The sequence below is a fragment of the Thermomonas alba genome, assembly GCF_022419205.1.
In the GTDB taxonomy this organism is placed as follows: domain Bacteria; phylum Pseudomonadota; class Gammaproteobacteria; order Xanthomonadales; family Xanthomonadaceae; genus Thermomonas; species Thermomonas alba.
Genome location: NZ_JAJOZU010000004.1, coordinates 47445 through 70899 on the forward strand (window position 1 = coordinate 47445; position 23455 = coordinate 70899).

20 protein-coding genes are annotated in these 23455 nt (G+C 70.6%); 8 read left to right on the top strand and 12 right to left on the bottom strand.

All coding sequences use genetic code 11. The features are described from left to right. A complete protein-coding gene (locus ML342_RS07115) occupies positions 1–1398 on the bottom strand; it encodes a DUF1800 domain-containing protein (protein WP_240126352.1) in 1398 nt (465 codons plus the stop codon). Between the two features lie 82 nt (positions 1399–1480). Then, positions 1481–2845, bottom strand: a complete 1365-nt coding sequence (gene pmbA, locus ML342_RS07120) for a metalloprotease PmbA (protein ID WP_240126353.1) — start codon at positions 2843–2845, stop codon at positions 1481–1483. Positions 2846–2868: 23 nt separating this feature from the next. Here pmbA and yjgA point away from each other — a divergent pair, with 23 nt between their 5' ends. Further along, positions 2869–3456, top strand: a complete 588-nt coding sequence (gene yjgA, locus ML342_RS07125) for a ribosome biogenesis factor YjgA (RefSeq protein ID WP_240126354.1) — start codon at positions 2869–2871, stop codon at positions 3454–3456. Here the strand turns inward: yjgA and tldD are convergent, their stop codons facing one another. The 4 genes from tldD to ML342_RS07145 are packed head-to-tail and all read right to left on the bottom strand — an operon-like array spanning position 3457 to position 10850. Then, entirely contained in the window at positions 3457–4899 is a 1443-nt protein-coding gene (tldD, locus tag ML342_RS07130; RefSeq protein ID WP_240126355.1) for a metalloprotease TldD, read from the bottom strand. Positions 4900–4953: 54 nt separating this feature from the next. Beyond that, positions 4954–8742, bottom strand: a complete 3789-nt coding sequence (locus tag ML342_RS07135) for a YhdP family protein (protein WP_240126356.1) — start codon at positions 8740–8742, stop codon at positions 4954–4956. 48 nt (positions 8743–8790) lie between these two features. After that, on the bottom strand, positions 8791–10281 hold the full coding sequence (gene rng / locus ML342_RS07140) for a ribonuclease G (RefSeq protein WP_240126357.1): 1491 nt from the start codon (positions 10279–10281) through the stop codon (positions 8791–8793). Beyond that, on the bottom strand, positions 10278–10850 hold the full coding sequence (locus ML342_RS07145; RefSeq protein WP_240126358.1) for a Maf family protein: 573 nt from the start codon (positions 10848–10850) through the stop codon (positions 10278–10280). Before ML342_RS07145 ends, rng begins: the two co-directional genes overlap by 4 nt. Positions 10851–10973: 123 nt before the next feature. Here ML342_RS07145 and ML342_RS07150 point away from each other — a divergent pair, with 123 nt between their 5' ends. Then, a complete protein-coding gene (locus tag ML342_RS07150; RefSeq protein WP_240126359.1) occupies positions 10974–11717 on the top strand; it encodes an SIMPL domain-containing protein in 744 nt (247 codons plus the stop codon). Positions 11718–11888: 171 nt separating this feature from the next. Here ML342_RS07150 and ML342_RS07155 read toward each other — a convergent pair whose 3' ends face one another. Then, complete coding sequence (locus ML342_RS07155) at positions 11889–12854, bottom strand: LysR substrate-binding domain-containing protein (RefSeq protein ID WP_240126360.1); 966 nt, start codon at positions 12852–12854, stop codon at positions 11889–11891. A 198-nt stretch (positions 12855–13052) separates the two neighbouring features. Here ML342_RS07155 and cysK point away from each other — a divergent pair, with 198 nt between their 5' ends. Further along, a complete protein-coding gene (gene cysK, locus ML342_RS07160; protein WP_240126361.1) occupies positions 13053–14012 on the top strand; it encodes a cysteine synthase A in 960 nt (319 codons plus the stop codon). A gap of 54 nt (positions 14013–14066) precedes the next feature. On the opposite strand, the gene ML342_RS07165 is transcribed toward cysK, so the two are convergent. Both ML342_RS07165 and ML342_RS07170 read right to left on the bottom strand, forming a co-directional pair. After that, complete coding sequence (locus ML342_RS07165; RefSeq protein WP_240126362.1) at positions 14067–14519, bottom strand: hypothetical protein; 453 nt, start codon at positions 14517–14519, stop codon at positions 14067–14069. A gap of 70 nt (positions 14520–14589) precedes the next feature. Continuing rightward, positions 14590–15993 carry a mannose-1-phosphate guanylyltransferase/mannose-6-phosphate isomerase gene (locus ML342_RS07170; protein ID WP_240126363.1) on the bottom strand — a complete coding sequence of 468 codons (1404 nt, stop codon included), beginning with the start codon at positions 15991–15993 and terminating at the stop codon, positions 14590–14592. A 52-nt stretch (positions 15994–16045) separates the two neighbouring features. On the opposite strand from ML342_RS07170, the gene ML342_RS07175 reads away from it, so the two are divergent. Together ML342_RS07175 and murU are read left to right on the top strand one after the other, a co-directional pair. After that, on the top strand, positions 16046–17053 hold the full coding sequence (locus ML342_RS07175; RefSeq protein WP_240126364.1) for an aminoglycoside phosphotransferase family protein: 1008 nt from the start codon (positions 16046–16048) through the stop codon (positions 17051–17053). Continuing rightward, entirely contained in the window at positions 17050–17766 is a 717-nt protein-coding gene (murU, locus tag ML342_RS07180) for an N-acetylmuramate alpha-1-phosphate uridylyltransferase MurU (protein WP_240126365.1), read from the top strand. The genes ML342_RS07175 and murU overlap by 4 nt, the downstream gene beginning before the upstream one ends. Here murU and hda read toward each other — a convergent pair. Genes hda through ML342_RS07195 form a run of 3 tightly spaced genes read right to left on the bottom strand, consistent with a single transcriptional unit; the run spans position 17745 to position 20718 of the window. Next, a complete protein-coding gene (gene hda, locus ML342_RS07185; protein ID WP_240126366.1) occupies positions 17745–18449 on the bottom strand; it encodes a DnaA regulatory inactivator Hda in 705 nt (234 codons plus the stop codon). The genes murU and hda overlap by 22 nt on opposite strands. 2 nt (positions 18450–18451) lie before the next feature. Continuing rightward, positions 18452–19597, bottom strand: a complete 1146-nt coding sequence (locus ML342_RS07190) for an AI-2E family transporter (RefSeq protein ID WP_240126367.1) — start codon at positions 19595–19597, stop codon at positions 18452–18454. Between the two features lie 2 nt (positions 19598–19599). After that, positions 19600–20718, bottom strand: coding sequence for a DUF2066 domain-containing protein (locus ML342_RS07195; RefSeq protein ID WP_240126368.1), 1119 nt, complete (start codon positions 20716–20718; stop codon positions 19600–19602). A 126-nt stretch (positions 20719–20844) separates the two neighbouring features. Here ML342_RS07195 and purM point away from each other — a divergent pair, with 126 nt between their 5' ends. Genes purM through ML342_RS07210 form a run of 3 tightly spaced genes read left to right on the top strand, consistent with a single transcriptional unit; the run spans position 20845 to position 23246 of the window. Beyond that, a complete protein-coding gene (gene purM, locus ML342_RS07200; protein ID WP_240126369.1) occupies positions 20845–21891 on the top strand; it encodes a phosphoribosylformylglycinamidine cyclo-ligase in 1047 nt (348 codons plus the stop codon). Positions 21892–21901: 10 nt separating this feature from the next. After that, positions 21902–22546, top strand: coding sequence for a phosphoribosylglycinamide formyltransferase (gene purN / locus ML342_RS07205; protein WP_240126370.1), 645 nt, complete (start codon positions 21902–21904; stop codon positions 22544–22546). 28 nt (positions 22547–22574) lie between these two features. Continuing rightward, on the top strand, positions 22575–23246 hold the full coding sequence (locus ML342_RS07210; RefSeq protein WP_240126371.1) for a DUF3108 domain-containing protein: 672 nt from the start codon (positions 22575–22577) through the stop codon (positions 23244–23246). Positions 23247–23455: the final 209 nt, after the last annotated feature.

A 23455-nucleotide genomic window follows, 5' to 3' on the forward strand; every position in this document is an offset into this window, starting at 1 on the left:
TCAGGTCCTCCACTGGAAGGCGGGGCTGGCCAGCAGCAGCGCCACGCCCTGCTGGATGGATTCGGCGCGGCGCAGCGCGGTGGCGGTCTGCGCGTCCAGCGCCTCGCCCAGCGCGGCCTGGCCGAGCGCCAGCGGGGTCGCGCCGGTGTCCGGCAGGCGGTTGGCCAGCGCCTGCGCCGCCTGCGCGCGCTTGAACAGGGCATCCGGGCCAATCCAGTCGGCGGCGACATCGCCAAACCCTGCCGGTGAGCGCGGCTGGAACAGCGGCTGCCCCAGCTGCGCCTGCAGCCGCAGCGCCAGCGCGAGGTCGGCCTCCGCGTCCAGCCCGCAGGCGCGCAGCGCCGACAGGCAGAAGTCGTCCGGGGTCTTGAACTTGCGCGCCCCCGGCTGCCAGGCGGCGGGGTCGTCGAGCAGCACGCGGTACACGCTGGGCAGGTCGCCCTCGCTGTCCACCCAGACGCGGGCCATGCGCTGCACCAGCGCCGGCGGCGGGTCGTCTCCCACGAAATGGCGCGCCAGCTTGGTGGAGACATGGCGGGCGGTGGCCGGATGCACGGCCAGATCGTGCAGGATGGCGATGCCCTGGCGCTCGCCGTCCTGGCGGTAGGTCTTGCCGAATACCCGGCGCGCGCCCGGCTCGTGCGCGGCGAGGCGGAACAAGAAGGCATCGGAGCCGCCGGCGTTGGGGTCCACGCTCCAGCCGGTGATCGCGCGCGCGAACTCGGTGACGTCCTGCTGGGTGTAACCGGCGTCCACTCCGAGCGTGTGCAGCTCGAGGATCTCGCGCGCGAGGTTCTCGTTCAGGCCGCGGCGCGCGCCCTGCCCGGTGCGCAGGCGGCGGCGTTCGGCCTGCTGCGCGGCGCGCGAGTCGTCGCCCACCGACTGCGCGTTGTCCAGGTACAGCAGCATGCCGGGATGACGCTCCACCGCCAGCAGCAGGTCGGCGAAACGGCCATTCACGTGCGGGCGGATCGCCTCGCGCTCCATCGGCGCGGCGAACAGCGCGGCCACCCGCTTGTCCACCGAGATCGCGAAATGGTTGGACCAGAACCGCACCAGCCGCTCGCGGAAGCCATCGTCGGCGGTCGCCGCCACTTGCTGGCGCAGCAGCAGCTCGCGCTGCAGGCCCTGCCGCAACAACTGGCCGGCCTGCATCTGCGCGGCCTTGGCATCGCCGCCACCACCCTGGCGCGCCTGCCGGCGCATCTGCTGCAGGCGGCGGTACTGGCCCAAGTAGTCGGCGCTGGACGGCAGCCCGACCAGCGCCGCCGGCACAGGCGCCGGGCCCAGCTGCGCCAGCAGCCAGCCGCGCGGGTCCGGTTCGATCCGCTGCAACTCGCCGGGGCGGGCGCCAAGGCCGAAGCGATTGGCGGCGCTGGTCGCGGATGGATGCATCATGGACGCGGGCTCCAGAGACAGGCTTCACCGGCAACGCGCCAGCCCCGCGCCGGTTGACAGTCCGCGGCCCGCATTCAGGCGATCAGCATCCCGCCACCGTCATCTTCCCCACCAGGATCGAACCGGTGCGCACGTGCGAACGCAGGTCCACATCGCTACCCACCGCCTCGATCGCCGCAAACATATCTTTGAGATTGCCGGCGATGGTGATGCCATCGACCGGGTGGGCGATCTCGCCGTTCTCCACCCAGAACCCGGCGGCACCGCGCGAATAGTCGCCAGTGATGGGATTCACCCCTTGCCCCATCAGTTCGGTCACCAGCAGGCCACGGCCCATGCCGCGCAGCATCGCGGCCTGATCGCCGGCATTGGCACGCACCAGGAGGTTATGGACGCCGCCGGCATTGGCGGTAGTCTGCAGCCCGAGCCTGCGCGCCGCGTAGCTGCCCAGCACGTAGCGCTGGACGACGCCCTCCTCGACCAGCATCGAGCGGCGGGTGGCCACGCCTTCGGCGTCGAACGCGGCGGAACGAAAGCCGCGCGGCAGGAACGGGTTTTCCTCGATCGCGAACCAGTCGGGGAAGACGCGCGTGCCGGCGCTGTCGAGCAGGAAGCTGGCGCGCCGGTACAGGGCGCTGCCGGAAATCGCATTGAGGAAGCTGCCGATCAGCGAGCGCGCCATTTCCGCGCTGAACAGCACCGGCACCTGGCCGGTGGGCAGCGGGCGTGGATCCAGCCTGGCCAGCGCACGCTGCGCGGCCTTGCGGCCGATCGCATCTGGCGCCTCGAGATCGCCCTGCGCCAACGCCACGCTGTACCAGCCGTCGCGCTGCATGCGCTCGCCTTCGCCGGCGATCAACGCGCAGCTGATGCTGTAAGAGGTGCTGCGCTCGCTCCCGAGAAAGCCGTGCGAGTTCGCATATACGCTCAACGAGGCATTTGCGCTCACCGAGGCGCCGTCGGAATTGCCGATGCGGACATCCATGCCGCGCCCGGCGGCCTCACACTCCAGCGCCCGCGCGATCGCATGCTCGGCGTCGAGTGCCGTCGGGTGCCAGGTGTCAAACTCGCGCAGCGCGGTCGCCATCAGCGCGGCGTCGGCCAGACCGGCGTAGGGATCTTCCTCGGTATGGCGGGCGATCGCGCAGGCCTGGGCGACGGTCGCCGCCAGGCTGTCCTCGCGCAGGTCGGCGGTGCTGGCGCTGCCCTTGCGCTTGCCGAAATAAACAGTAATGCCGACGCCACGGTCGCGGGTGGACTCCACGGTGTCCACCTCCCCCATGCGCACGTTGACGGCCAAGCCAACATCTTCGTTGCAGGTGACTTCACACTGGTCGGCGCCGGCGGCGCGGGCACGCTCCAACAGCTGCCGGGCGACCGCAGACAGGTGTTGAAGGCGCTGCCGGCTATCGTCGGCGATGGTGGGGAAATCTTCGATGCTGGACATGGTCAATGGCTTATCCTGTCGGGATGCGAGGACGTGACGAAGAAACCGGCGAATACTTCAGCCCCAGCCGCAGCGCGCAGCGGCGCGCAGCGCTGGACGTACTGGCCCTGGGCGAGCAGCTGGTGGCGCTGAGCGCGGCCCAGCTGGCGCGGCTGCCGATCCCCGAAGAGCTGCTGCCGCATATCCGCGAAGCACAGCGCATCACCGCGCATATCGCCCACAAGCGGCAGCTGGCGTTCCTGGCCAAGCAGATGCGCAAGCTGGACGATGCGGCGCTGGACGCGATCCGCGACGCCATGCGCAAGGACGGCGAGGCCGCGCGCCGCGAGACCGCGCTGCTGCACCGCGCCGAGGCGCTGCGCGAGGCGCTGTTGGGCGACGAGGGCGACGCCGCGCTGACCGAACTGCTGGCCGCGTACCCGCAGGCCGACCGCCAGAAGCTGCGTCAGCTGATGCGCAACGCGCGCGAGGAGCGCGCGAAGAACAAGCCGCCGCGCGCGTTCCGTGAACTGTTCCGGGAACTGCGCGAGGTGCTGACGCAGGACGCCGTTGCGCCAGACGACGACGCTCCAGGCGATGCGGTGGAACGCGAGGAAGAAGACCACGGCTGATCAGCCCGCCTGGGTGCCACCGACGGTCAGCTCCGAGATCAGCAGGGACGGCTGGCCCACGCCCACCGGCACGCTCTGGCCGTCTTTTCCGCAGATGCCCACGCCATCGTCCAGCGCGAGGTCGTGGCCGATCATCGCCACCTTCTGCATGGTCTCCGGGCCGTTGCCGATCAGGGTGGCGCCCTTGACCGGCGCAGTGATCTTCCCGTCTTCGATCAGGTAAGCCTCGGTCGCGGAGAACACGTACTTTCCGCTGGTGATGTCCACCTGGCCGCCGCCGAAGTTGACCGCGTACAGGCCCTTCTTCACCGCGCGAATCATCTCTTCGGGATCGTGGCTGCCGGCGCGCATGTAGGTATTGGTCATGCGCGGCATCACCAGATGCGCGAACGATTCGCGGCGGCCGTTGCCGGTGGGCGCCATGCCCATCAGCCGCGCGTTGAGGGTGTCCTGCATGTAGCCGACCAGCACGCCGTCCTCGATCAGCGTGGTACACGCCGTCGGCGTGCCTTCATCGTCGATGTTGAGCGACCCACGGCGGCCGTCCAGGGTGCCGTCGTCGACGATGGTCACGCCCTTCGCCGCCACCCGCTGGCCGATGCGGCCGGCATAGGTGCTGGTGCCCTTGCGGTTGAAGTCGCCTTCCAGCCCGTGGCCGACCGCCTCGTGCAGCAGCACGCCCGGCCAGCCGTGGCCCAGCACCACCGGCATCGTGCCGGCCGGCGCCTCGATGGCCTCGAGATTGACCAGCGCCTGGCGCAAGGCTTCACGCGCAAAGCGCTCGGGCTTGCCGTCGGAGAGCAGCTCCTCGTAGGAGTAACGTCCGCCGAAGCCGGCGAAGCCCGATTCGCGGCGGCCGTGCTGCTCGACGATCACCTGCACGTTCATCCGCACCAGCGGGCGCACGTCGCCGGCCAGCACGCCGTCGCTGCGCGCCACCAGCACGGTGTCCACCCCGCCGGTCAGGCTCACCATCACCTGCTTGACGCGCGGATCCAGCGCGCGCACCAGCGCATCCACGCGGCGCAGCGCCTCGACCTTGGCGGCGGACTCCAGCGCATCGACCGGATCCAGTGCCGGGTACAGCATGCGACCGCCACTGCGCTGCAGCGCATGCGCGTCGTGTGCGCGGCCGTCACGGGCGATCGCGCGCGCCGACTGCGCAGCGGCCAGCAGCGCCGGCGCGTCCAGCTCGTCGGAATAGGCGAAACCGGTCTTCTCGCCGCTGATCGCGCGCACGCCCACGCCCTGCTCGATGCTGTGGCTGCCGTGCTTGACGATCCCGTCCTCCATGCTCCAGGCCTCGCGCCGGCTGTGCTGGAAGTAGAGGTCGCCGAAGTCGATACCCGGCCCCAGCAGGCAGGCGAAGGCGCGCTCCAGCGCGGCGTGGTCCAGCCCGGCGGGCGCGAGCAGTCGGGATTCGGCGATGGCCAGTGCATTCATGCAGGAAACCTTCGGAAAGTCTGTTTGAGAGATATGGCGACGCGCGCACGCGGATCAATCGCTGGCGCTGGCAGACGCCGCTTGCGCGTCTGCTTCGCCGCGCGGCAGCAGCTCGATCTTCGGCGCGCTCCACGGGCCGGTGACCCGGTAATGCTTGGCGCCGATGTCGCGCATCGGCTTGTCCAGCACCGCATTGGCGACCGCGCCCACCGCCGCGCCCACCGGGCCGGCGGCCAGCGCACCGACCGCGGTCAGCAACCCGGCGGATTTCGGCTGCACGTCCACCCGCTGGTCGAAGCGCTGGTTGCGCAGGTCGGTGTCGCCGCGCACCAGGATATCCGCGGCCGGGCCGCGGATGGTCAGATTGTCGGTATGCAGGATGCCGTCGGCGATGCGGGCATTGCCCTGGATGCGATCGAACGTGAAGCCCTTGCTGAAGAAGTCGCTGAAATCCAGCATCAGCCGCCGCCGCAGCTGGGCCACGCCAAGCAGGCCGAGCACGCGCCCGGCGCCCGGCTCCAGTTCCAGCAGGCGGCCGTCCTTCAGGTCCAGCGCCAGGGTCGCGTCGAGATTGGGCGGGGCGAAGTCCTGCGGGCCGCCGCGCCAGCTGGCCTCCAGCCCGAGCTTGCCGTGCCCGCCGCCGATCTGGCCGCCGAAGCCGAGCGCGCCCAGCAGGGCGCCGGCATCATCGCTGTCCACGTCCAGCCGGAACTGGCTGCGCTGGGCCGCGCCCTGGCCCAGCCAGCTGCCGCTGCCGCGCAGGCGCTGCTTGCTACCGCTGGTGCTGAACTCGTCCATCCGCATCCCGCCCGTCACCGGCGTGCTGCGGAAGCGCGCGCGGCCCATCGGCACCCCGCCCAGGCGCAGGTCGGCGACGTCGATCTGCAGCGGCGGGATGTTGGTCGGATCGACCGCATCGCGGGTGGGTGTAGTGAGCGGCTCGGCCTCCGTGGCCGGCAGCGTCCAGTACAGGCGGTCGAAGCGCCCGACCACGGCCGCGCCATGCGCCTGCGGCACCTGCAGGCTGCCGGCCAGGCCGGGCGCCTGCACCTGCATCGCCCAGCCACCGGCAGCGGGCGCCAGCTGCAGGCGGGCATCGCCGAAGTCCGCGCCCAGCAGGCGCAGCTGCGCGGCCTGCACGTCCACCCGCTGCAGCGATGGCCCTTCGCCATGGCCGCTGCCGAGCACTCCCAACCAGCCCAGCGCGTCCAGGCGTGGGGTCCGCCCTTCCACCAGCACCCCATTGACGGGCGGTGCACCCACCGCGCCGCCGCCCAGCAGGATCCTCAGACCCGTCTGTCCGCCCGCGCTGCGGCTGCGCAGGACCAGCACGTCGCCCAGGCTGACCGAAACCTCGCCCTTCTCCAGCGGCAGCGACAGCTGGAGGCTGGCCGGCAGCGCCTGCGCCGCCGGCTTGTCCAGCGGCGCGGGCAGATCGAAGCGGGTGCCGACCAGCGCGGATTGCAGGCGCAGGCGCGCCGTGCCCGGAGCCGCGCGTGGCACGTCCAGCTCGGTGGTCCATGCCGAACTGCCACGCACGTAGGGCTTGAGCCACTCCAGGTTGCCGGCCCTGTCCAGCAGGGCGTCGATGTCGGCGCTCGTCTGCAGCTGTGCCTCGAACGCCTGCGCCGGATCGCGCACGTGCGGGCCGGAGCGCAGCGACAGCAGCCCCGGCACGCCGTCGTGGCGCACCTGCAGGCCGTCTGCCTGGAAGCCGTCGTGGTCGAAGCGCAAGGTCCCGCGCACCTGTTCGAACGTGAGCTTGTACTGGCGCTGCAGCAGGCGCACGCCAGACAGCGTCACGCGCCCGTCCAGCTGCGGCGCCGGGGCGTCGTGGTGCAGCGGCAGCCGCATGTGCAGGCTGGCCTGCGCCGGGCCGGACGCGGCCAGCGCGTCGAGGGTGGCGGCGTTGTCCTTGCGCAGCGGGCTGGCGCGCAGCAGGGCGAGGAACTGCCCGGCATCGCCGGCGGCCTCGGCATCGACCGTCAGCTCTGGCTGATGAAAGCTGGGAATGCTGGCGCGCAGGGTGGTCACCGGCACTCCGGCGAGGCGGGCGCGCCCCTGCAACTGAAAGCCGTCGGCCACGAACGCGAGGTCGGCATCGAGATGCTCGGCCGCCGGCCAGTCCGGGCGGAACTTGACGGTGGCGTCCTGCACCTTCGTCTGTACCCGGAACACGCCGGCGCCGGCCAGCCCGGGCGCGTCGCGGAACGGCCAGTCGTCGAGGTCGCCGGCCACCACCGCGTGCGCCTCGCGCAGCACGCCGCCGCGCAAGGCCGTGTCCAGCCAATCCACCGTCGCCTTCGGCATCAGGTAGTGGACCCAGAAGCCGCGCGCGGCAGTCACCGGCACCTGCCCGAGATCAGCGGCGATGTCCAGATGCGGGCGGCTGCCGTCGCCCTGGAAGCCGATCCCGCCGCGCGCCCGGACCTGCAGCGGGCCGCCGCTGATCGCAAGCCCCGGGGTCTGCACATCCCAGCCGCTGCCATTGCGCCAGGCCACCGCCTCGCCGCCTAAGGTGAAGGCATGCGGCACGCCAAAGCCGGATGGCCAGTCGAACACCACCTGCGCGCCGGGATCGAAGCGCAGGCGCAGCCCGTCCTGGTCGGCCAGCAGCCAGCCGCCGACCCCGCGCAGGCCCGGCGCATGCCCGACCGGCGCGAAGCGCAGGCCGCTGGCGCGCAGGCGGGCCCGCAGGCGGCCCTGGCCATCGGCGGCGAACTGCACGTCATCCAGCACACCGGCCGGGCGCGCCGCGCGCAGCCAGCGGCGAAGCGCCGGCGGCAGAAGATCGGACAGCGCTGCCCACTCCAGCAGCGGCGCGAGCTCCAGCCGCGCGGCGCGCAGCGCCAGGCCATGCCCGCCGGCCAGCGCCAGGCCATCGAGCTGCTGCTGGCCGACGCGCAGGCGCAGGGCGCGTGCCCGCCAGTTCTCGATGGTGCCGGCCCAGGCCACATCGAGCGCCACCGGCCCGAGCCCCTGCACCGGCGCCGGCTGGCCCGGCGCCAGCGGCGTACCGCGCAGGGTGACGCCGTCGAGCTCGCCCACCGCGCGTATCGCCACCACCCGCAGACGCTTCAGCGTGGCCCAGACCCGGACATGGCCGCGGCCGGCCTGCGGCGCGACCCCGGCCCAGGCGAGCACCCCGGCGAGTTCAGCCAGGTCGGCCTGGCGGCTGCCGGCATACACGCGGCCATCGCCGCTGGCGCGGTCCAGCGTGCCGGCCACGTCCAGCGGCTGGCCGGCGCGGCGCAGCCAGGCGCGCGCGCCGGCGTCCACCCGCGCGCCGCTGACGCGCAGGCGCAGGTCGATCCGCGGCACGTTCACATCCAGCCCCAGCTCCGGTGCCAGCACCCGCAGCCGCGCCTGCTCCAGTTGCAGCTCGCCCAGTTGCGACAGCGTATCCAGCGGATTGGTGTCGGCCTGCTGCCCGGGCAGGCCGCGGACATGCCACTGGCCGTTCGCATCGCGCTGCAAGGTCAAATCCAGGCCGCGCAGGCGCAGTTCGGTCAACGAATACCCGGGCAGCCAGCCGGTGTAAGGGGCGATGAGCAGCTCGGCGTCCCCGATCACCAGCGGCTGCGCGCCTTCGCCCACCCGCAGGTTGTCCAGCCGCAGCAGCGGACCGCGCCGGGTCCACTCGGTGCGCACGCGGTCGAACGCCACCGGATGGTGCGCGCGCGCGCTCAACCAGGCCGCGATCTTCTGCGGATGCTGCTGCAGCAGCGGCAGCAGCTGGCTGGCCACGGTCACCAGCAGCGCCACCGCCAGCAGCAGCAGCGCCAGCGCGTACCAGAGGCCGCGCCGCAGCAGGCGCAGGCGGTGGCGCCAGGGCATGCTCATGCCGGCGGGCTCCCCGCACGCGCAAGCCAGGCCCGTGCGGCGATGGCGTCAGAGCAGCACCACATCGAACTGTTCCTGCAGATACTGGGCATCGGCCTGGAAGCGGATCGACTTGCCGATGAACTCCTCCAGCTCGGCCACCGCGTTCGATTCCTCGTCGGTAATCCGCGCCACCACCTTGGGCGAAGCGATCACCAGCAGCCGCGCCGCCTCGAACTGGCGCACCGCGCGCACGATCTCGCGGAAGATTTCGTAGGTCACGGTTTCGGCGGTCTTGACCATGCCGCGCCCACCGCATTCATGGCAGGGTTCGCACAGCTGGCGTTCCAGCGAATCCACCGTGCGCTTGCGGGTCATCTCCACCAGCCCCAGCGGCGAGAAGTCGTATACCGTGGTCTTGGCGTGGTCCTTGGCCAGCGACTTTTCCAGCGTGCGCAGCACCTGCCGGCGGTGCTCGGCATCGTGCATGTCGATGAAGTCGATGATGATGATGCCGCCCAGGTTGCGCAGGCGCAGCTGGCGCGCCACCGCCTGCGCCGCCTCCAGATTGGTGCGGAACGCGGTCTCCTCGAGGTTGCGCTGGCCAAGGAAGCTGCCGGTATTCACATCCACCGTGGTCATCGCCTCGGTCTGGTCGATCACCAGGTAGCCGCCGGACTTCAGCGGCACTTCCTTTTCCAGCGCACGCTGGATTTCGTCCTCGACGCCATACATGTCGAAAATGGGACGCGCGCCGGCGTAGTGCTCGATCTTGTCCGCCAGCGCCGGCATGTAGCGCGCGGCGAACTCGCGCAGGCGCTCGCAGGTCTCGCGCGAATCCACGCGCACCCGCTCCACGTCGCGCCGGATCAGGTCGCGCACCGCGCGCAGCGGAAGGCTGAGGTCTTCGTAGAGGCACGCGCCCACGCCGGCGGTGGCGGCCTTGCTCTCCACCTGCTCCCATACCCGCCTGAGATAGGCGATGTCTTCGGCCAGCGCCTCCGCCGGCTGCCCTTCGGCATTGGTCCGCACGATGTAGCCGTAGCCTGGCCCGTCCGCGGTGAGCGTTTGCATCAGCCCCTTCAGGCGCGCGCGCTCGGCCTCGTCTTCGATCCGCGCGGAGATGCCGATCACCTTCGACCGCGGCAGCAGCACCAGATAGCGCGAGGGAATGCTGATCTGGGTGGTCAGACGCGCCCCCTTGCTGCCGATCGGGTCTTTCACCACCTGCACCACGATTTCTGCGCCATCGCGCAGCAGGTCGGTCACCGCCACCTGCACCTGCGGCGAAGCCGGCGGGGGTTCGTCGCCATCGCCCGCACCCAGCGGCGCGCTGCGGAAGATGTCGTTGGCATGCAGGAAGGCCCCGCGATCCAGGCCGATGTCCACGAACGCCGCCTGCATCCCGGGCATCACTCGCTGCACCTTGCCTTTGTAGATGTTGCCGACCACGCCGCGCTGGCTGCCGCGCTCGATATGCAGCTCCTGCAACATGCCGTTCTCGACCACGGCCACCCGGGTCTCACGCGGGGTGACGTTGACCAGCAACTCCTCGCTCATGCCGGCAGCACTCCAAACTGGCGCAGCAGCCCGGCCGTTTCCCGCAGCGGCAGGCCCATGACCCCGGAATAGCTGCCGTCCAGGTGCGCCACGTGCATCTCGAAGCGGCCCTGGATGGCATATGCGCCGGCTTTCCCCTGCCATTCGCCGCTGGCGAGGTAGCGGGCGATGTCGGCCTCGGACAGCGCATCCACCGTCACCCGGGTTCGCACGACCGTCTGCGCCTCGCGCCCGGCGCCGACCAGCGCCACCGCGGTCAGCACCTCGTGGGTACGGCCGGACAGGACGCGCAGCATTTCCGCAGCGTCGGCGGCATCCGCCGGCTTTCCGAATACGCGACCATCAAGAATGACCTCGGTATCCGCGCCCAGCACCACCGCGCCGGGCGATCCCAGCACCTTCAGCAGGCCGGCGCCGGCCTTCTCGCGCGCGACCCGGCGCACGTAGTCGGAGGCCGGCTCCCCCGGAGCCTGGCGCTCGGGCACATCCAGATCGAGAAGGCCGAATTCCAGCCCGAGGCGGGACAACAGTTCGGCACGGCGGGGCGAACGTGAGGCAAGATGCAGCATGCTCGAAGTCTAACCCGCGACCGGTGGCCAACCGCACCTGCCCGGCGCGGGCGCCATCACGGCTCACCGCCCGTTCACTCGCGGCATGCGAATGCTTTAGACACCATCCCTCGGGAACCTTCCATGACCCTGCGCCCGCTGCTGCTCGCCCTCGCCCTCGCCCTCGCCACTGCCCTGCCCATGACCAGCCACGCCCAGTCCCCGACCCCGCAGGCGCCGGCGCCTGCCGCGCCACCCACCCTGCTGTCGGTCTCTGCCAGCGCCGAAGCCAGCCGCAAGCCGGACATCGCCACCCTCTCCACCGGCGTGGTGACCCAGGCCAGCGACGCGAATGCCGCGATGCGCGAGAACGCCCAGCGCATGGACCGGGTGATGGCGGCGCTGCGCGCGGCCGGGATCGCCGAACGCGACATCCAGACCAGCGGCATCAACCTCAACCCGCAGTACAAGTACGTGGACGGCGCGCCGCCTGCGATCACCGGGTACCAGGCCAGCAACACCGTCAACGTGAAGGTGCGCGACCTGGCGCGGCTGGGCAAGGTGCTGGACGCGCTGGTGGCGCAGGGCGCCAACCAGATCAACGGCCCCAGCTTCGGGATCGACAAGCCGGACGAGGCGCTGCAGGAAGCGCGCATCGCGGCGGTGCGCAAGGCGCAGGCGATGGCGCGCACCTATGCCGACGCGCTCGGCATGCGCGTGCTGCGGGTGGTCAGCCTGAGCGAAGGCGGGGCTGCGCCACCGCGCCCGCTGCCGGTCATGCGCGTGGCTGCCGCGCCAATGGCAATGATGGAGAAGGACACCGCAGTGGCGATGGGCGAGAGCAGCGTCTCGGTGAGCGTGGAGATGGTGTTCGAGCTGGGGCACTGACGTCGCGCGCGCGCGCCCTGCCACCATGCTTCACGACGCCCGCCGCGCGGCGGGCGTCGTCGTTTGCGCCCGCAAGAGGCGATCGCCGCACGCAGCGATGCCCGCCAAGTGCAGGCGCTGGAACGGGGTTCCGATGCGTCGCGTAGCGTGCCAGCCGCATCAGACCGCGCGTCAGTCCGGATGCCAGCGCGGCGGCTCCGGCCAGCGGGCGTCCTGATTGCCTTCCAGAATCCGGCGCAGGTCGCGTGGATCGATCTGCGGCGCCAGCGCATGCAGCAAGGCCAGCGCATATTCCCGCAGCACGCGCCCGCGTGGCACCACCGCCCAGGTGATGCACTCCGGCAGTTCCGGCGGCGCCTGCAGCACCCGCAGATCGGCATCCTCGCGTCCGGATACCGCCATCTCCGCCAGCAACCCAGCGCCCATGCCGGTGCGCACGTAGGTCTTGATGAGGTTGGCATCGCGCGCGGTCATCACGATCTGCGGCGCCACCCCCGCCTGCGCGAACGCACGCTGCAGCGAGGAGTCGGGATGCTTGGAGGATTCGTAGGAAATCAGCGGATACAGCGCCAGCTCGGCCAGCGTGAGCACTCCCTGGCGCGCCGCCAGGGGATGCGTGGAAGGCACCAGCAACACCCGCCGCCAGCGGTACAGCGGCACCACCATCCCGCTGGTGGCAGGGGGCGGACCGGCGGTGCTGATCAGCCCGAAGTCGGCCTCATCCAGCCGCGCCAGGACTTCCGCATCGCTGCCGGCCACCAAATCCACGCTGACCTGCGGATAGCGCCGCGCCAGCGCCGCGATCACCGGCGGCAATACGTAGCGCGCCTGGGTATGGGTGGTGACCAGCAACAGGCGCCCGCGCTGCTCGCCGCGCTCATTGGCGGCATAGCTGCGGATGTTGGCGACCTCCGCCAGGATCTTGCGCGCGCTCTCGATCACCTTGACGCCGGCCGGGGAGACACCCTCGAGACTGCGCCCCTTGCGCAGGAAAATCTGAAACCCCAGCTCATCCTCCAGCTGCTTGAGCTGCTTGGACACCCCGGGCTGCGTTGCGTGCACGCGCTCGGCCGCCTGGGTGATGTTGAACCCGGCATCGGCAATCGCCACCAGATAGCGCAGCTGGGTCAGGGTCATGGACGTTTCTGTATCCTTCCATCTCGATAATGAGATGATTATAACCCCATCATCGTCGCGCACGCCTCATTCCCGCCAAGCATAAACAAACAGCGGCGCGCCATTTCCTGCAATCGCCGGCCTGGGCCTAAGGTGGCACGCCGCATTCACTTCCTGCTGCGCTCCGCGCGGCGCCCTCTGCCTCTGCGAGACCCTTGCATGGCCCTGCACGACAGCATTCTCGACACCATCGGCCACACCCCCATCGTCAAGCTGCAGCGGCTGGCGCCGGCGCACGCCAGCGTGTATGTGAAGGTGGAGTCGTTCAATCCCGGTGGGTCGGTCAAGGACCGCCTTGCGCTGGCCATCGTGCTCGACGCCGAACGCCGCGGCCTGCTCAAGCCTGGCGACACCATCATCGAGGCCACCTCCGGCAATACCGGCGTGGCGCTGGCGATGGTGGCCGCGGCGCGCGGCTACAGGTTCGTCGCGGTGATGAGCGAGACGTTCTCGGTCGAACGCCGCAAGCTGATGCGCGCCTACGGCGCCAAGGTCATCCTCACCCCGGCGGCCGAGCGCGGCACCGGCATGGTGCGCAAGGCGCAGGAACTGGCGCAGCGCTACGGCTGGTTTCTGGCGCGCCAGTTCAGCAATCCGGCCAATCCGGCCTACCACCGGCAGACCACCGCCGCCGAAATCCTGCGCGACTTCGCCGGGCGCCGGCTGGACGTGTTCGTCAGCGGCTGGGGCACCGGCGGCACTCTGACCGGGGTCGGCCAGATCCTGAAGGCGGCGCGGCCGGAGGTGCGCATCGTCGCCACCGAACCGGCCGGCGCGGCCCTGCTCAAGGGTGAGGCCTGGCAGCCGCACAAGATCCAGGGCTGGACTCCCGACTTCGTCCCCGAAGTACTCGATCGCAGCGTGGCCGACGAGCTGCGCACCGTCACCGACGAGGACGCCATCGCCACCGCCCGCCGCCTGGCCGCGGAGGAAGGTATCTTCGTCGGCATCTCCGCCGGCGGCACCGCCGCCACCGCGCTGGCGCTGGCGCAGGAGGCCCCGGCCGGCAGCGTGCTGCTGGCGATGCTGCCCGACACCGGCGAGCGCTACCTCAGCACCGCGCTGCTGGCCGACATCCCCGAGGGCAGCGACGACGACTGGCTGGCGACGCTAGGATGAAGAACTGCCTCGCGGCAATGCCCCGCCCCGGATCGGGGCGGGCGCGCTTCGCGGCTACTTGCCTGCGTCCAGCACCTGCGAGAGCTTGTCGGCATCGAAGTACTGGGTGAGCTCGCCCATCCCGGCCTCGACCGCCGGGTCGCTGAAGATGCCTTGCGAGGCCACCTGGCCCAGCAACTGGAACGCGCTGGCGATCGCGGCCTGGCCTTCGTACTTGAAGGCGGTCGCGGTCTGGCTGCGGCAGGCCTCAGTGAGCAGGTGCATGTACAGGCCGGCGGTCTGCTTGTTGATGTCGGCGCGCACCTCGGCCGGCATGCGGGTGTAGGGCACGATGTCCTTCTGCAGCGCGATCGCCGAGAAGATCCATTTCACCAGCAGGGCCTTGTCGGCGTCGCTGGTGGACGCCACCAGGCACTTGCCCAGGTCGTCCGCATACACGCCGGCGCGGGCGTACTGGGCCGGCAACGCCAGCGATGCCGCGACGCAGGCGGCGAAAACGCGCTTCATGCAATCCTCTCCCCGGATGGTGGCACGATGCGCGCAGGCTAGCATCGCGTAAGCACCCACCGCCAGCGCCTCAGCTGCGGCCGTACGCGTCCTCGTAACGCACGATGTCGTCTTCGCCCAGGTAATCGCCGGACTGCACTTCGATCAGCTCCAGCATCTCGCTGCCGGGGTTCTCCAACCGGTGGCGGGCGCCGATCGGGATGTAGGTGCTCTGGTTGGGAAACAGGTCGAACACGTCGTTGTCGCGCGTCACCCGCGCGGTGCCGCGCACCACCACCCAGTGCTCGGCGCGGCGGGCATGCGACTGCAGCGACAGCCGCGCGCCGGGCTTGACCTTGATGCGCTTGACCTGGAAGCCGTCGCCGATGTCGATCGAGTCGTAGCTGCCCCATGGGCGGTGCACCTCGCGGTGCAGCACCGCCTGCGGACGCGCCTCGTCCTTCAGCCGCGCCACCACGTCCTTGACCTGCTGCACCCTGTCCTTGCGCGCCACCAGCACGGCGTCGTCGGTCTCCACCACCACCAGGTCGTCCACGCCGACCAGCGCCACCAGCCGGCGCGCGTAGGCATAGCTGTTGCGGCTATCGATCGCGATCACATCGCCGTGGTGGGCATTGCCGTCGGCGTCCTGCGCGCTTACCTCCCACAGCGCCGACCACGACCCCACGTCGTTCCAGCCGATGTCCACCGGCAGCACGGCGGCCGCGTCGGTCTTTTCCATCACCGCGTAGTCGATGGAATCGGAGGGGCAGGCCGCGAACGCGGTCTTGTCCAGGCGGATGAAGTCGCCATCGCGCGCGGCGGCGGCGAACGCGGCGCGCACGGCTGCGAGGATGTCCGGACGGAAGCGCTGCAGCTCGTCCAGGTAGCGGGACGCACGCAGCAGGAACATGCCGCTGTTCCAGTAATAGCCACCGGCGTCGAGATAGGCCCGCGCGGTGGCGGCATCGGGCTTTTCGACAAAACGCAGCACCGGGCGCACGCCCTCGCCAGGGGCCGCCTGGATATAGCCGAAGCCGGTTTCCGGCGCAGCCGGCACGATGCCGAACGTCACCAGCCTGCCTGCCTCCGCCGCCGGCATCGCCGCGCGCACGGCCGCGCGGAAGGCGGCAAGGTCGCGCACCACGTGGTCGGAGGGCAGCACCAGCAGCAGCGGGTCGTCGCCTGCCGCCATCGCCTGCAGCGCGGCGGCGGCGATCGCGGGCGCGGTGTTGCGACCGGCGGGTTCGAGCAGGATCGCCGGGGTCGGCGCGCCGATCTGGCGCAGCTGCTCGGCGACCAGGAAGCGATGGTCCTCGCCCGCGACCACGATGGGCGCGGCATCGGCCAGCGGGGCGACGCGACGCCAGGTGGCCTGCAGCATGGTGACCTCGTCGGCCAGCGGCAGGAACTGCTTGGGATAGGCCTCGCGCGACAACGGCCACAGGCGCGTTCCGGAACCGCCGGACAACAGAACGGGCTGCAATTTCGTCACCAGATCCTCGCTACGCCTGCGCAAACATCGGCGCGCAGTTTACCCTTTGCGCATGAGCGACCCCGCAACGCACGCCGCCCGCGCCGCGCAGCGCCTGGCCTGGATCCGCGCCGTCCTGCACCAGCCCGACGCCGGGCTGGAACGCGCCTCCACCGATGCCGGCCTGCGCAGCTACTGGCGCACGCTGGGAGTCACACCCTCGCGCATCGTGATGGATGCGCCGCCCGGCCAGGAGGACGTGCGCCCGTGGCTGCGCATCCGCGACCTGCTTCAGGCCGGCGGCGTGCGCGTGCCGCAGGTGCTCGCGCGCGACGTGGATGCGGGCTTCCTGCTGCTGGAGGACCTCGGCGGCCCGACACTGGCGCAGGTGATCGACCCCGGCAACGCCGACGCCCACATCGCGGCCGCACTCGCGCAGCTGGTGCGGCTGCAGTCGATTCCCCTGCCCGCCGACGTGCCGGTGTTCGGCGAGGCGCTGCTGCAGCGCGACGCCGGGTTGTTCGAGGAGTGGTTCGTGCGCCGTCACCTCGGCATCGAACTGGACTGTGGCGACGCCGAGCGCCTGGAGCTGACGCAGCGGCGGCTGATGGACAACCTGCTGGCGCAACCGCAGGTGCCGGTGCACCGCGATTACATGCTGCGCAATCTGATGCCGGCCACCGACGGCCCGGCCGTGCTGGACTTCCAGGATCTGGTGCGTGGGCCGATTGGCTACGACCCGATCAGTCTGCTGCGCGATGCCTTCCTGAGCTGGCCGGAGGCGCGCGTGGAAGCTTGGCTGCGCGATTACCACGCACGCGCCGTGGATGCGGGCCTGCCGGTGCCTGCCCTCGACGTGTTCCTGCGCGACGCCGACTGGTGCGGGGTGCAGCGGCACCTGAAGATCCTCGGCATCTTCGCGCGCCTGCACCACCGCGACGGCAAGCCGCGCTACCTCGCGGATGCGCCGCGCTTCTTCGGCTACCTCGACGCGGTGGTGCCGAAATACCGCGCACTCGAGCCGCTGCGCGAGCTGCTGGAGCGCACGCTCAAGCCCGCCTTCGCAAAGGTGTCCCCATGAAGGCGCTGATCTTCGCCGCTGGCCTGGGCGAGCGCATGCGCCCGCTCACCGACGCCACGCCCAAGCCGCTGCTGCGCGTCGGCGGCAAGCCGCTGATCGAGTGGCATCTGGAGAAGCTAGCGGCGCTGGGCATTCGCGATGTCGTCGTGAACACCTCATGGCTGGCGGACCAGTTCCCCGCGACGCTGGGAGACGGCGCGCGCTGGAACCTGCGCCTGCACTACGCCTACGAGGGCGACACTCCGCTGGAAACCGGCGGCGGCATGTGGAACGCGCTGGCGCTGCTGGGTGAGGCGCCATTCCTGCTGATCAACGGCGACGTCTGGACCGACTATGACTTCGCCCGCCTGCCGCGCTCGCCTGCGGGGCTTGCGCATCTGGTGCTGGTGGACCCACCGCCACAGGCACCGCGCGGTGATTTCGCGCTGGACGGCGAAGGGCGCGTGCATCCCGACGGCGAACACCGGCTCACCTATGCCGGCATCGGCGTGTACCGTCCGCAGCTGCTGGACGGCTGGCGCGACCTCATCCCCACGCCCACGCTCGTCAACGGCAAGCCGAAATTCCCGCTGGCCCCACTTCTGCGCGCGCACATGGCCGCTGGCGCGATCAGCGGCGAGCACTATCGTGGACGCTGGACCGACGTCGGCACCCCGGAGCGATTGCAGCGGCTGGATGCGGAATTGCGCGTTCAATCCGCGCCGAGCACCTGACGCAGGAACGGGACGGTCAGGCGGCGCTGCGCCGCCAGCGAGGCGCGATCGAGACGCTCGAAGAGCGCGGTGAGGCTGGCGATGTCGCGGCTGGCGCGACGCAGCAGCCAATCCAGCGCAGCGGGGTCGAAATCCAGACCGCGGGCGGCGGCGCGCTGGCGCAGCAGCTCGGCGCGGCCGGCGTCATCCAGGACCGGCAGTGCCCAGCGCGCGCACTGCGCCAGTCGCGAACGCAGGTCGGGCAACACCAGGCCCAGCGCATCCGGCGCCACTTTCGCCGCATACAGTAGCGTGCGACCGGCATCCTGCATCCGGTTGTGCAGATCGAACAGCGCTACCTCGTCCGCGCGCTCGCCGGCCACCGCATCGAGGTCATCCAGCGCCAGCAGCTCGGCGCGCTCCAGCCCCTCACTGGCCAGGCGCACGCGCCCGCGCAGACCGCGCAGGGAGAGATAGGCCATCTGCCGGCCCGCCTGCTGGGCCTCGGCGCAAGAGGCCAGCAGCAAATGGGTCTTGCCGGTGGCCTGCGGGCCGTGCAGATACACGCCACCAGCAATACGCCCGGCAGCCAGCCCGCGCAGCTGCGGCAGCAGACCATCCGGCGCCTGCACATAGCGCTCGAAACGCTGATCCGGCGGCGCGCGCAGCGCCAGCGGCAGCTGCGGGACGAACGTCTCCGTCATTTTCAGCCCGCGTGCTGATCGTCATCGGAGCCAGCCGACCCTGCATCCAGCAGGATCGCCGGCGTATCGCCCGCATACAGGCGGCTGTGGCGGTATCGCTCCTGGGCGTAGCGCAGCAGCACGTTGATCACTGCCGCCACCGGCAGCGCCAGCAGCATGCCGAGGAAGCCGAACAGGGTGCCGCCGGCCATCACCGCGAAGATCACCGCCATCGGATGCAGGCCGATGCGATCGCCGACCAGCACTGGGGTGAGCAGAAAGCTCTCCACCACCTGACCGACACCGAACACGATGCCCACCCCCGCCAGATGCTGCCAGTCGCCGAACTGCACCAGCGCAGCGATGCCGCCGAACAGGATGATCGAGGCCGGCCCGAGGTAGGGCACGAAGGTCAGCAGACCGGCGACCATGCCGATCAGGATGCCCAGCTTCAGCCCCACCAGCCACAGTCCCAGCGCGTACAGCACGCCCAGCACCAGCATCACCAGCAGTTGCCCGCGCAGGAAGCCGCCCAGCACCTCATCCGCCTCCAGCGTCAGCCGGCGCACGGTGGCGTAGTGGTCGCGCGGGATCAACGCGGCGACCTTGCTCACGATCAGATCCCAATCGCGCAGGAAGAAAAAAGTCAGCACCGGCAGCAGCGCGATGTTGGCCAGCCAGGTCGCCAGGGCGAAGCCCGAGCGCGAAACGTAACCGAGCGTCACCGCGACGATGCCGCCCGCGCCCTGCCAGTGCTCGCGGATCAGCTGGAACAGATGCTGCGGATCCAGCCACGCCAGGATCTGCAGCCCGGTGCGCCGCTCGATCCACGGCAACGCGATCTGCACGAACCAGTCGCGATAGCCGGGCAGCGAATCCACCAAGATCATGATCTGCTCCTCCAGCAAGGGCAGCAGCAGCACCGCGGCCAGCAGCAGGAGCAGGGTCATCGCGGCGAACACCAGCACCACCGCCGAGTTGCGCGACATCCGGCGCTCCAGCCGATCGACCATCGGATCACCGAGCCAGCCCAGCAGGGCGGCCAATGCGAACGGACTGAGGATCGGCGCCAGCAGCCACAGGCACCATACGAGCCCCAGTCCGAGCGCCGTCCACTGCACCCGCCGGTAGAACGCGGCGATGGTCGCAAGATCCTGATCGCGCTGCATGCTCACCCCCCACCCAGCCGAAATACGGCAGGCGCGCCCGCGCTGCCATCGCCGGCGTCGGGCACGCGCACCAGGACCCCGGCGCGCCCGACATAACGGCTGAAGCTGGCCAGCCCGCTGGCCAGATCCACCTCCAGCTCCAGCGCGTCTGGAGTTGCGCTCACCGGCGCGACCCGGCGCACCACCGGCAGGCCGTCGAGATAGCCGGCCAGGCGCAGGTAGTCGTCGCTGCCATGCAGCCCCTCGATGCGCAGCCGGAACTGGCCCGGCGCCGCGTCCGGGCTGACTTTGGCATAGCGCCGCGCGAGCGCGTCCGCCGCGCCATCCGCGCCGGCGGCCATGGCGCGGCGAGCGTCCGCATCACGGCTCTGCCAGTGGCTCAGCACCTTGCCGTTGTCCACCAAGGTCCAGTCTGCGCTCCAGCCGCCAGCATCGCGGTAGAGCCTGCCAATCAGTTGGATCGGTGGGCTGTAGCGGCGCGAAAGCGCGCCGATCGCGGCCACGTCGCCGCGCCAGATCGCGCCCACCGCAGCCATCTCCGCGGCGCTGCCGGCCGGCAGGCCGAGCGCGTAGCCGCGCGCCTTGGCGGCATCCAGGATCGAACGCGCGGCATTCACCTGCCCCAACCCGACCAGGCGCGGCCCGCTGCCATCGTCGATCGCCAGCCACAGCACCGGCTTGGGCCGCGGCTGTGGCCAGCGCGGCAGCCCGAACATGTCGATCAGATCATCCACCTCGGACTGGCGAAAGCGCACCACCAGGACGGTCTGAAAGCTGGGCGCGCCGGTCGGGCCGATACCCTCGTCCTGGCGATAGTCGAAGCTCTCGACATAGTCCTTGGCATTGGCCAGCTCCTGGCGCACGCCATCGCGCAGGGCCACCTCGCGATTGCCGGTGACGTTCCCCAGCACCTGCGCCAGCGCGCGCGCGAAGGCCTTGTCGCGCTCGCCGTCGGTCTGGTTGCGCACGCTCACTTCGGCCTGGTAGGGGCCTTCCGCTGCGGCGCGATCACCCTCTACGCGCTGCGCCATGGCCGCCGCCGGCAGCAGCAGCGCGAGCAGCAGCCAGAGCCCGAAGCGCGGCCACCATGTCCGTGTGATCCCGTGCGGTGTTGATTGCATCGACCATCCTCGCCGGCCACCCCGGCCTGATCTTTGGGAATGTTGCCGCAGCCAGGCGGGCTGCGTCCATGACCGCACCCGACGACTGCTAAAATCGGATGCTTTCCGCGCCAGCCCGAGCCCGCCGTGACCAGCCAGCCCCCTTCTTCCCCCGGCCTGACCTACCGCGACGCCGGCGTCGATATCGATGCAGGCAACGCGGTGGTCGAGCGTATCAAGCCCCTGGTCCGGCGCACGCTGCGCCCGGAAGTGCTGGGCGGCGTGGGTCTGTTCGGCGGCCTGTTCGAGCTGGCCGGCCGCTACCGCGAGCCGGTGCTGGTCTCCGGCACCGATGGCGTGGGCACCAAGCTCATCCTCGCCAAGCAGCTGAACCGCCACGACACCATCGGCCAGGACCTGGTGGCGATGTGCGTGAACGACGTGCTGGTGCAGGGTGCCGAGCCGCTGTTCTTCCTCGACTACTTCGCCACCGGCAAGCTCGATGTCGAGACCACGGTGAGCGTGGTCGCCGGCATTGCCAAAGGCTGCGAGATCGCCGGCTGCGCGCTGATCGGCGGCGAGACCGCGGAAATGCCGGACATGTACCCGCCGGGCGAATACGACCTCGCCGGCTTTGCCGTCGGCGCGGTGGAAAAATCCAGGCTGGTTGATTCCAGCCGCCTTCGCGCCGGCGACGTGCTGATCGGGCTGGCCTCCAGCGGCCCGCATTCCAACGGCTATTCGCTGATCCGCAAGATCCTCGCGCGCGCCGGCAATCCGCTGGATCTGGACCTCGACGGCACCACCCTGGCCGACGCGCTGATGGCGCCCACCCGCATCTACGTCAAGCCGGTGCTGGAGCTGCTGGCGAAGCACGACATCCACGCGATGGCGCACGTCACCGGCGGTGCGCTGGTGGAGAAGATCATCCGCGTGGTGCCCGCACCGCTGGGCCTGGACATCGACACGTCCAGCTGGCCGCGGCCGGCGGTGTTCGACTGGCTGCAGCGCGAGGGCAACGTGGCGGACGCGGAAATGTGGCGCACCTTCAACTGCGGCATCGGCTATGTGCTGATGGTGGACCCGGCCGACGCAGCCGCGGTGGAGGCCGACCTCGACCGCCTTGCGCTGGCGCATTGGCGCATCGGCCAGGTCACGCCGGCGCGCGACGGTGAGCGCCTGCGGATCGGCTGACACCGCCCCGATGACTGCCCGCCTCGCCATCCTCGCCTCCGGCCGCGGCAGCAACCTGCAGGCCATCCTCGACGCGATCGCCGCCGGCACGCTGGACGCGACGGTGGTCGGCGTGTTCTCGGACAAGCCCGAGGCCCAGGCATTGCAACGGGTACCGGAAGCGCTGCGCTGGGCGCGCACGCCGAAAGCCTGCGGCGGGCGCGACGCCTTCGAGGCGGCGCTGGCCGAAGCGCTGGCCGCCGCGCGACCCGACTGGATCGTATGCGCCGGCTACATGCGCATCCTCAGCCCGGGGTTCGTGCAGCGCTTCGCCGGCCGCCTGCTCAACATCCACCCTTCGCTGCTGCCCAGGCACAAGGGCCTGCACACCCATCAGCGCGCGCTGGACGCCGGCGATAGCGAGCATGGCGCCAGCGTGCACTTCGTCACCGCCGAACTGGATGGCGGGCCGGTGATCGCGCAGGCGCGCGTGCCGGTGCTGCCGGGGGATGACGCCGACACCCTCGCCGCGCGCGTGCTGGCGGTCGAGCATCCGCTGCTGCTGCAGGTGCTGCGCCTTGCCGTCGCCGGGCGCCTGGCCGAACGCGACGGACGCGTGGTGGTGGACGGTCAGGCCAGGTTTACGCCCCTGCCACTAGAGTCGACTCCGGCCTGACCCGATGGCCGCTTGCATCGAGATGCCCATGAAAGCGCTGCGCCCGTCCGTTTTGCTGCCGCTGCTGCTGGCCACTGCGCCAGCCTGGGCGATCAAGCCGTTCGTGGCCGAATACGATGCCAACTGGAAAGGCGTTCCGGCAGTCGCGCGCATGACGTTGCAGCCAGTCGACGGCAACCGCTGGAACTACGAGCTGACCGTGCAGAACGCGGTCGGAAGCGCGCGCCAGGCCACACTGTTCGAGGAGGCCGGCGGCAGCTTCCGCCCGCTCTCCGGCAGCGACACCACGCAGTTGCTATTCAAGAAATCACAGAAGGACGCCCGTTACGACTGGGCCCAGCGCGAGGCGCGCTGGAGCGGCGACGTCAAGCCCGATCGCGCCGGACCGATCACGCTGCAGGACGGCGACCTCGACGGCATGCTGGTGAACCTGGCGATCGTGCGCGACGTGGCCGCCGGCAAGCCGCTGCGGTACCGAGTAGTGGACAACGGCACCGCGCATGTGCAGACCTACCAGAACCTCGGCAAGGACACCGTCACCGTCGCCGGGCAGGCGCGCACCGCCACCAAGGTCGCGCGCAGAAGCGACGACAAGGAAGTGCTGGTCTGGGTGGTGCCCGGCTTGCCGACGCCAGCTCGCATCCTGCAGCGCAAGAATGGCCAGGACGAGCTGGAGCTGACCCTGAAGTCGGTGCGCTGAGCGCATGCAGGCGCCCGCATCGGCGCCCCGACCAAGCACACTCACCCTGAGGCCCGCGCATGCGGGCCTCGTGCCGTCCGCGCCCCGCCTGTCGCGATCGGTCGTGATGGTGAGTACCGCGACTCAGCGCTTGGGCAGGTATTGCAGCGGATCGACCGGCTTGCCGTTGTGGTGGGCAAGCAGGCGCGCTTGCAGTCCGCAGGACTGCG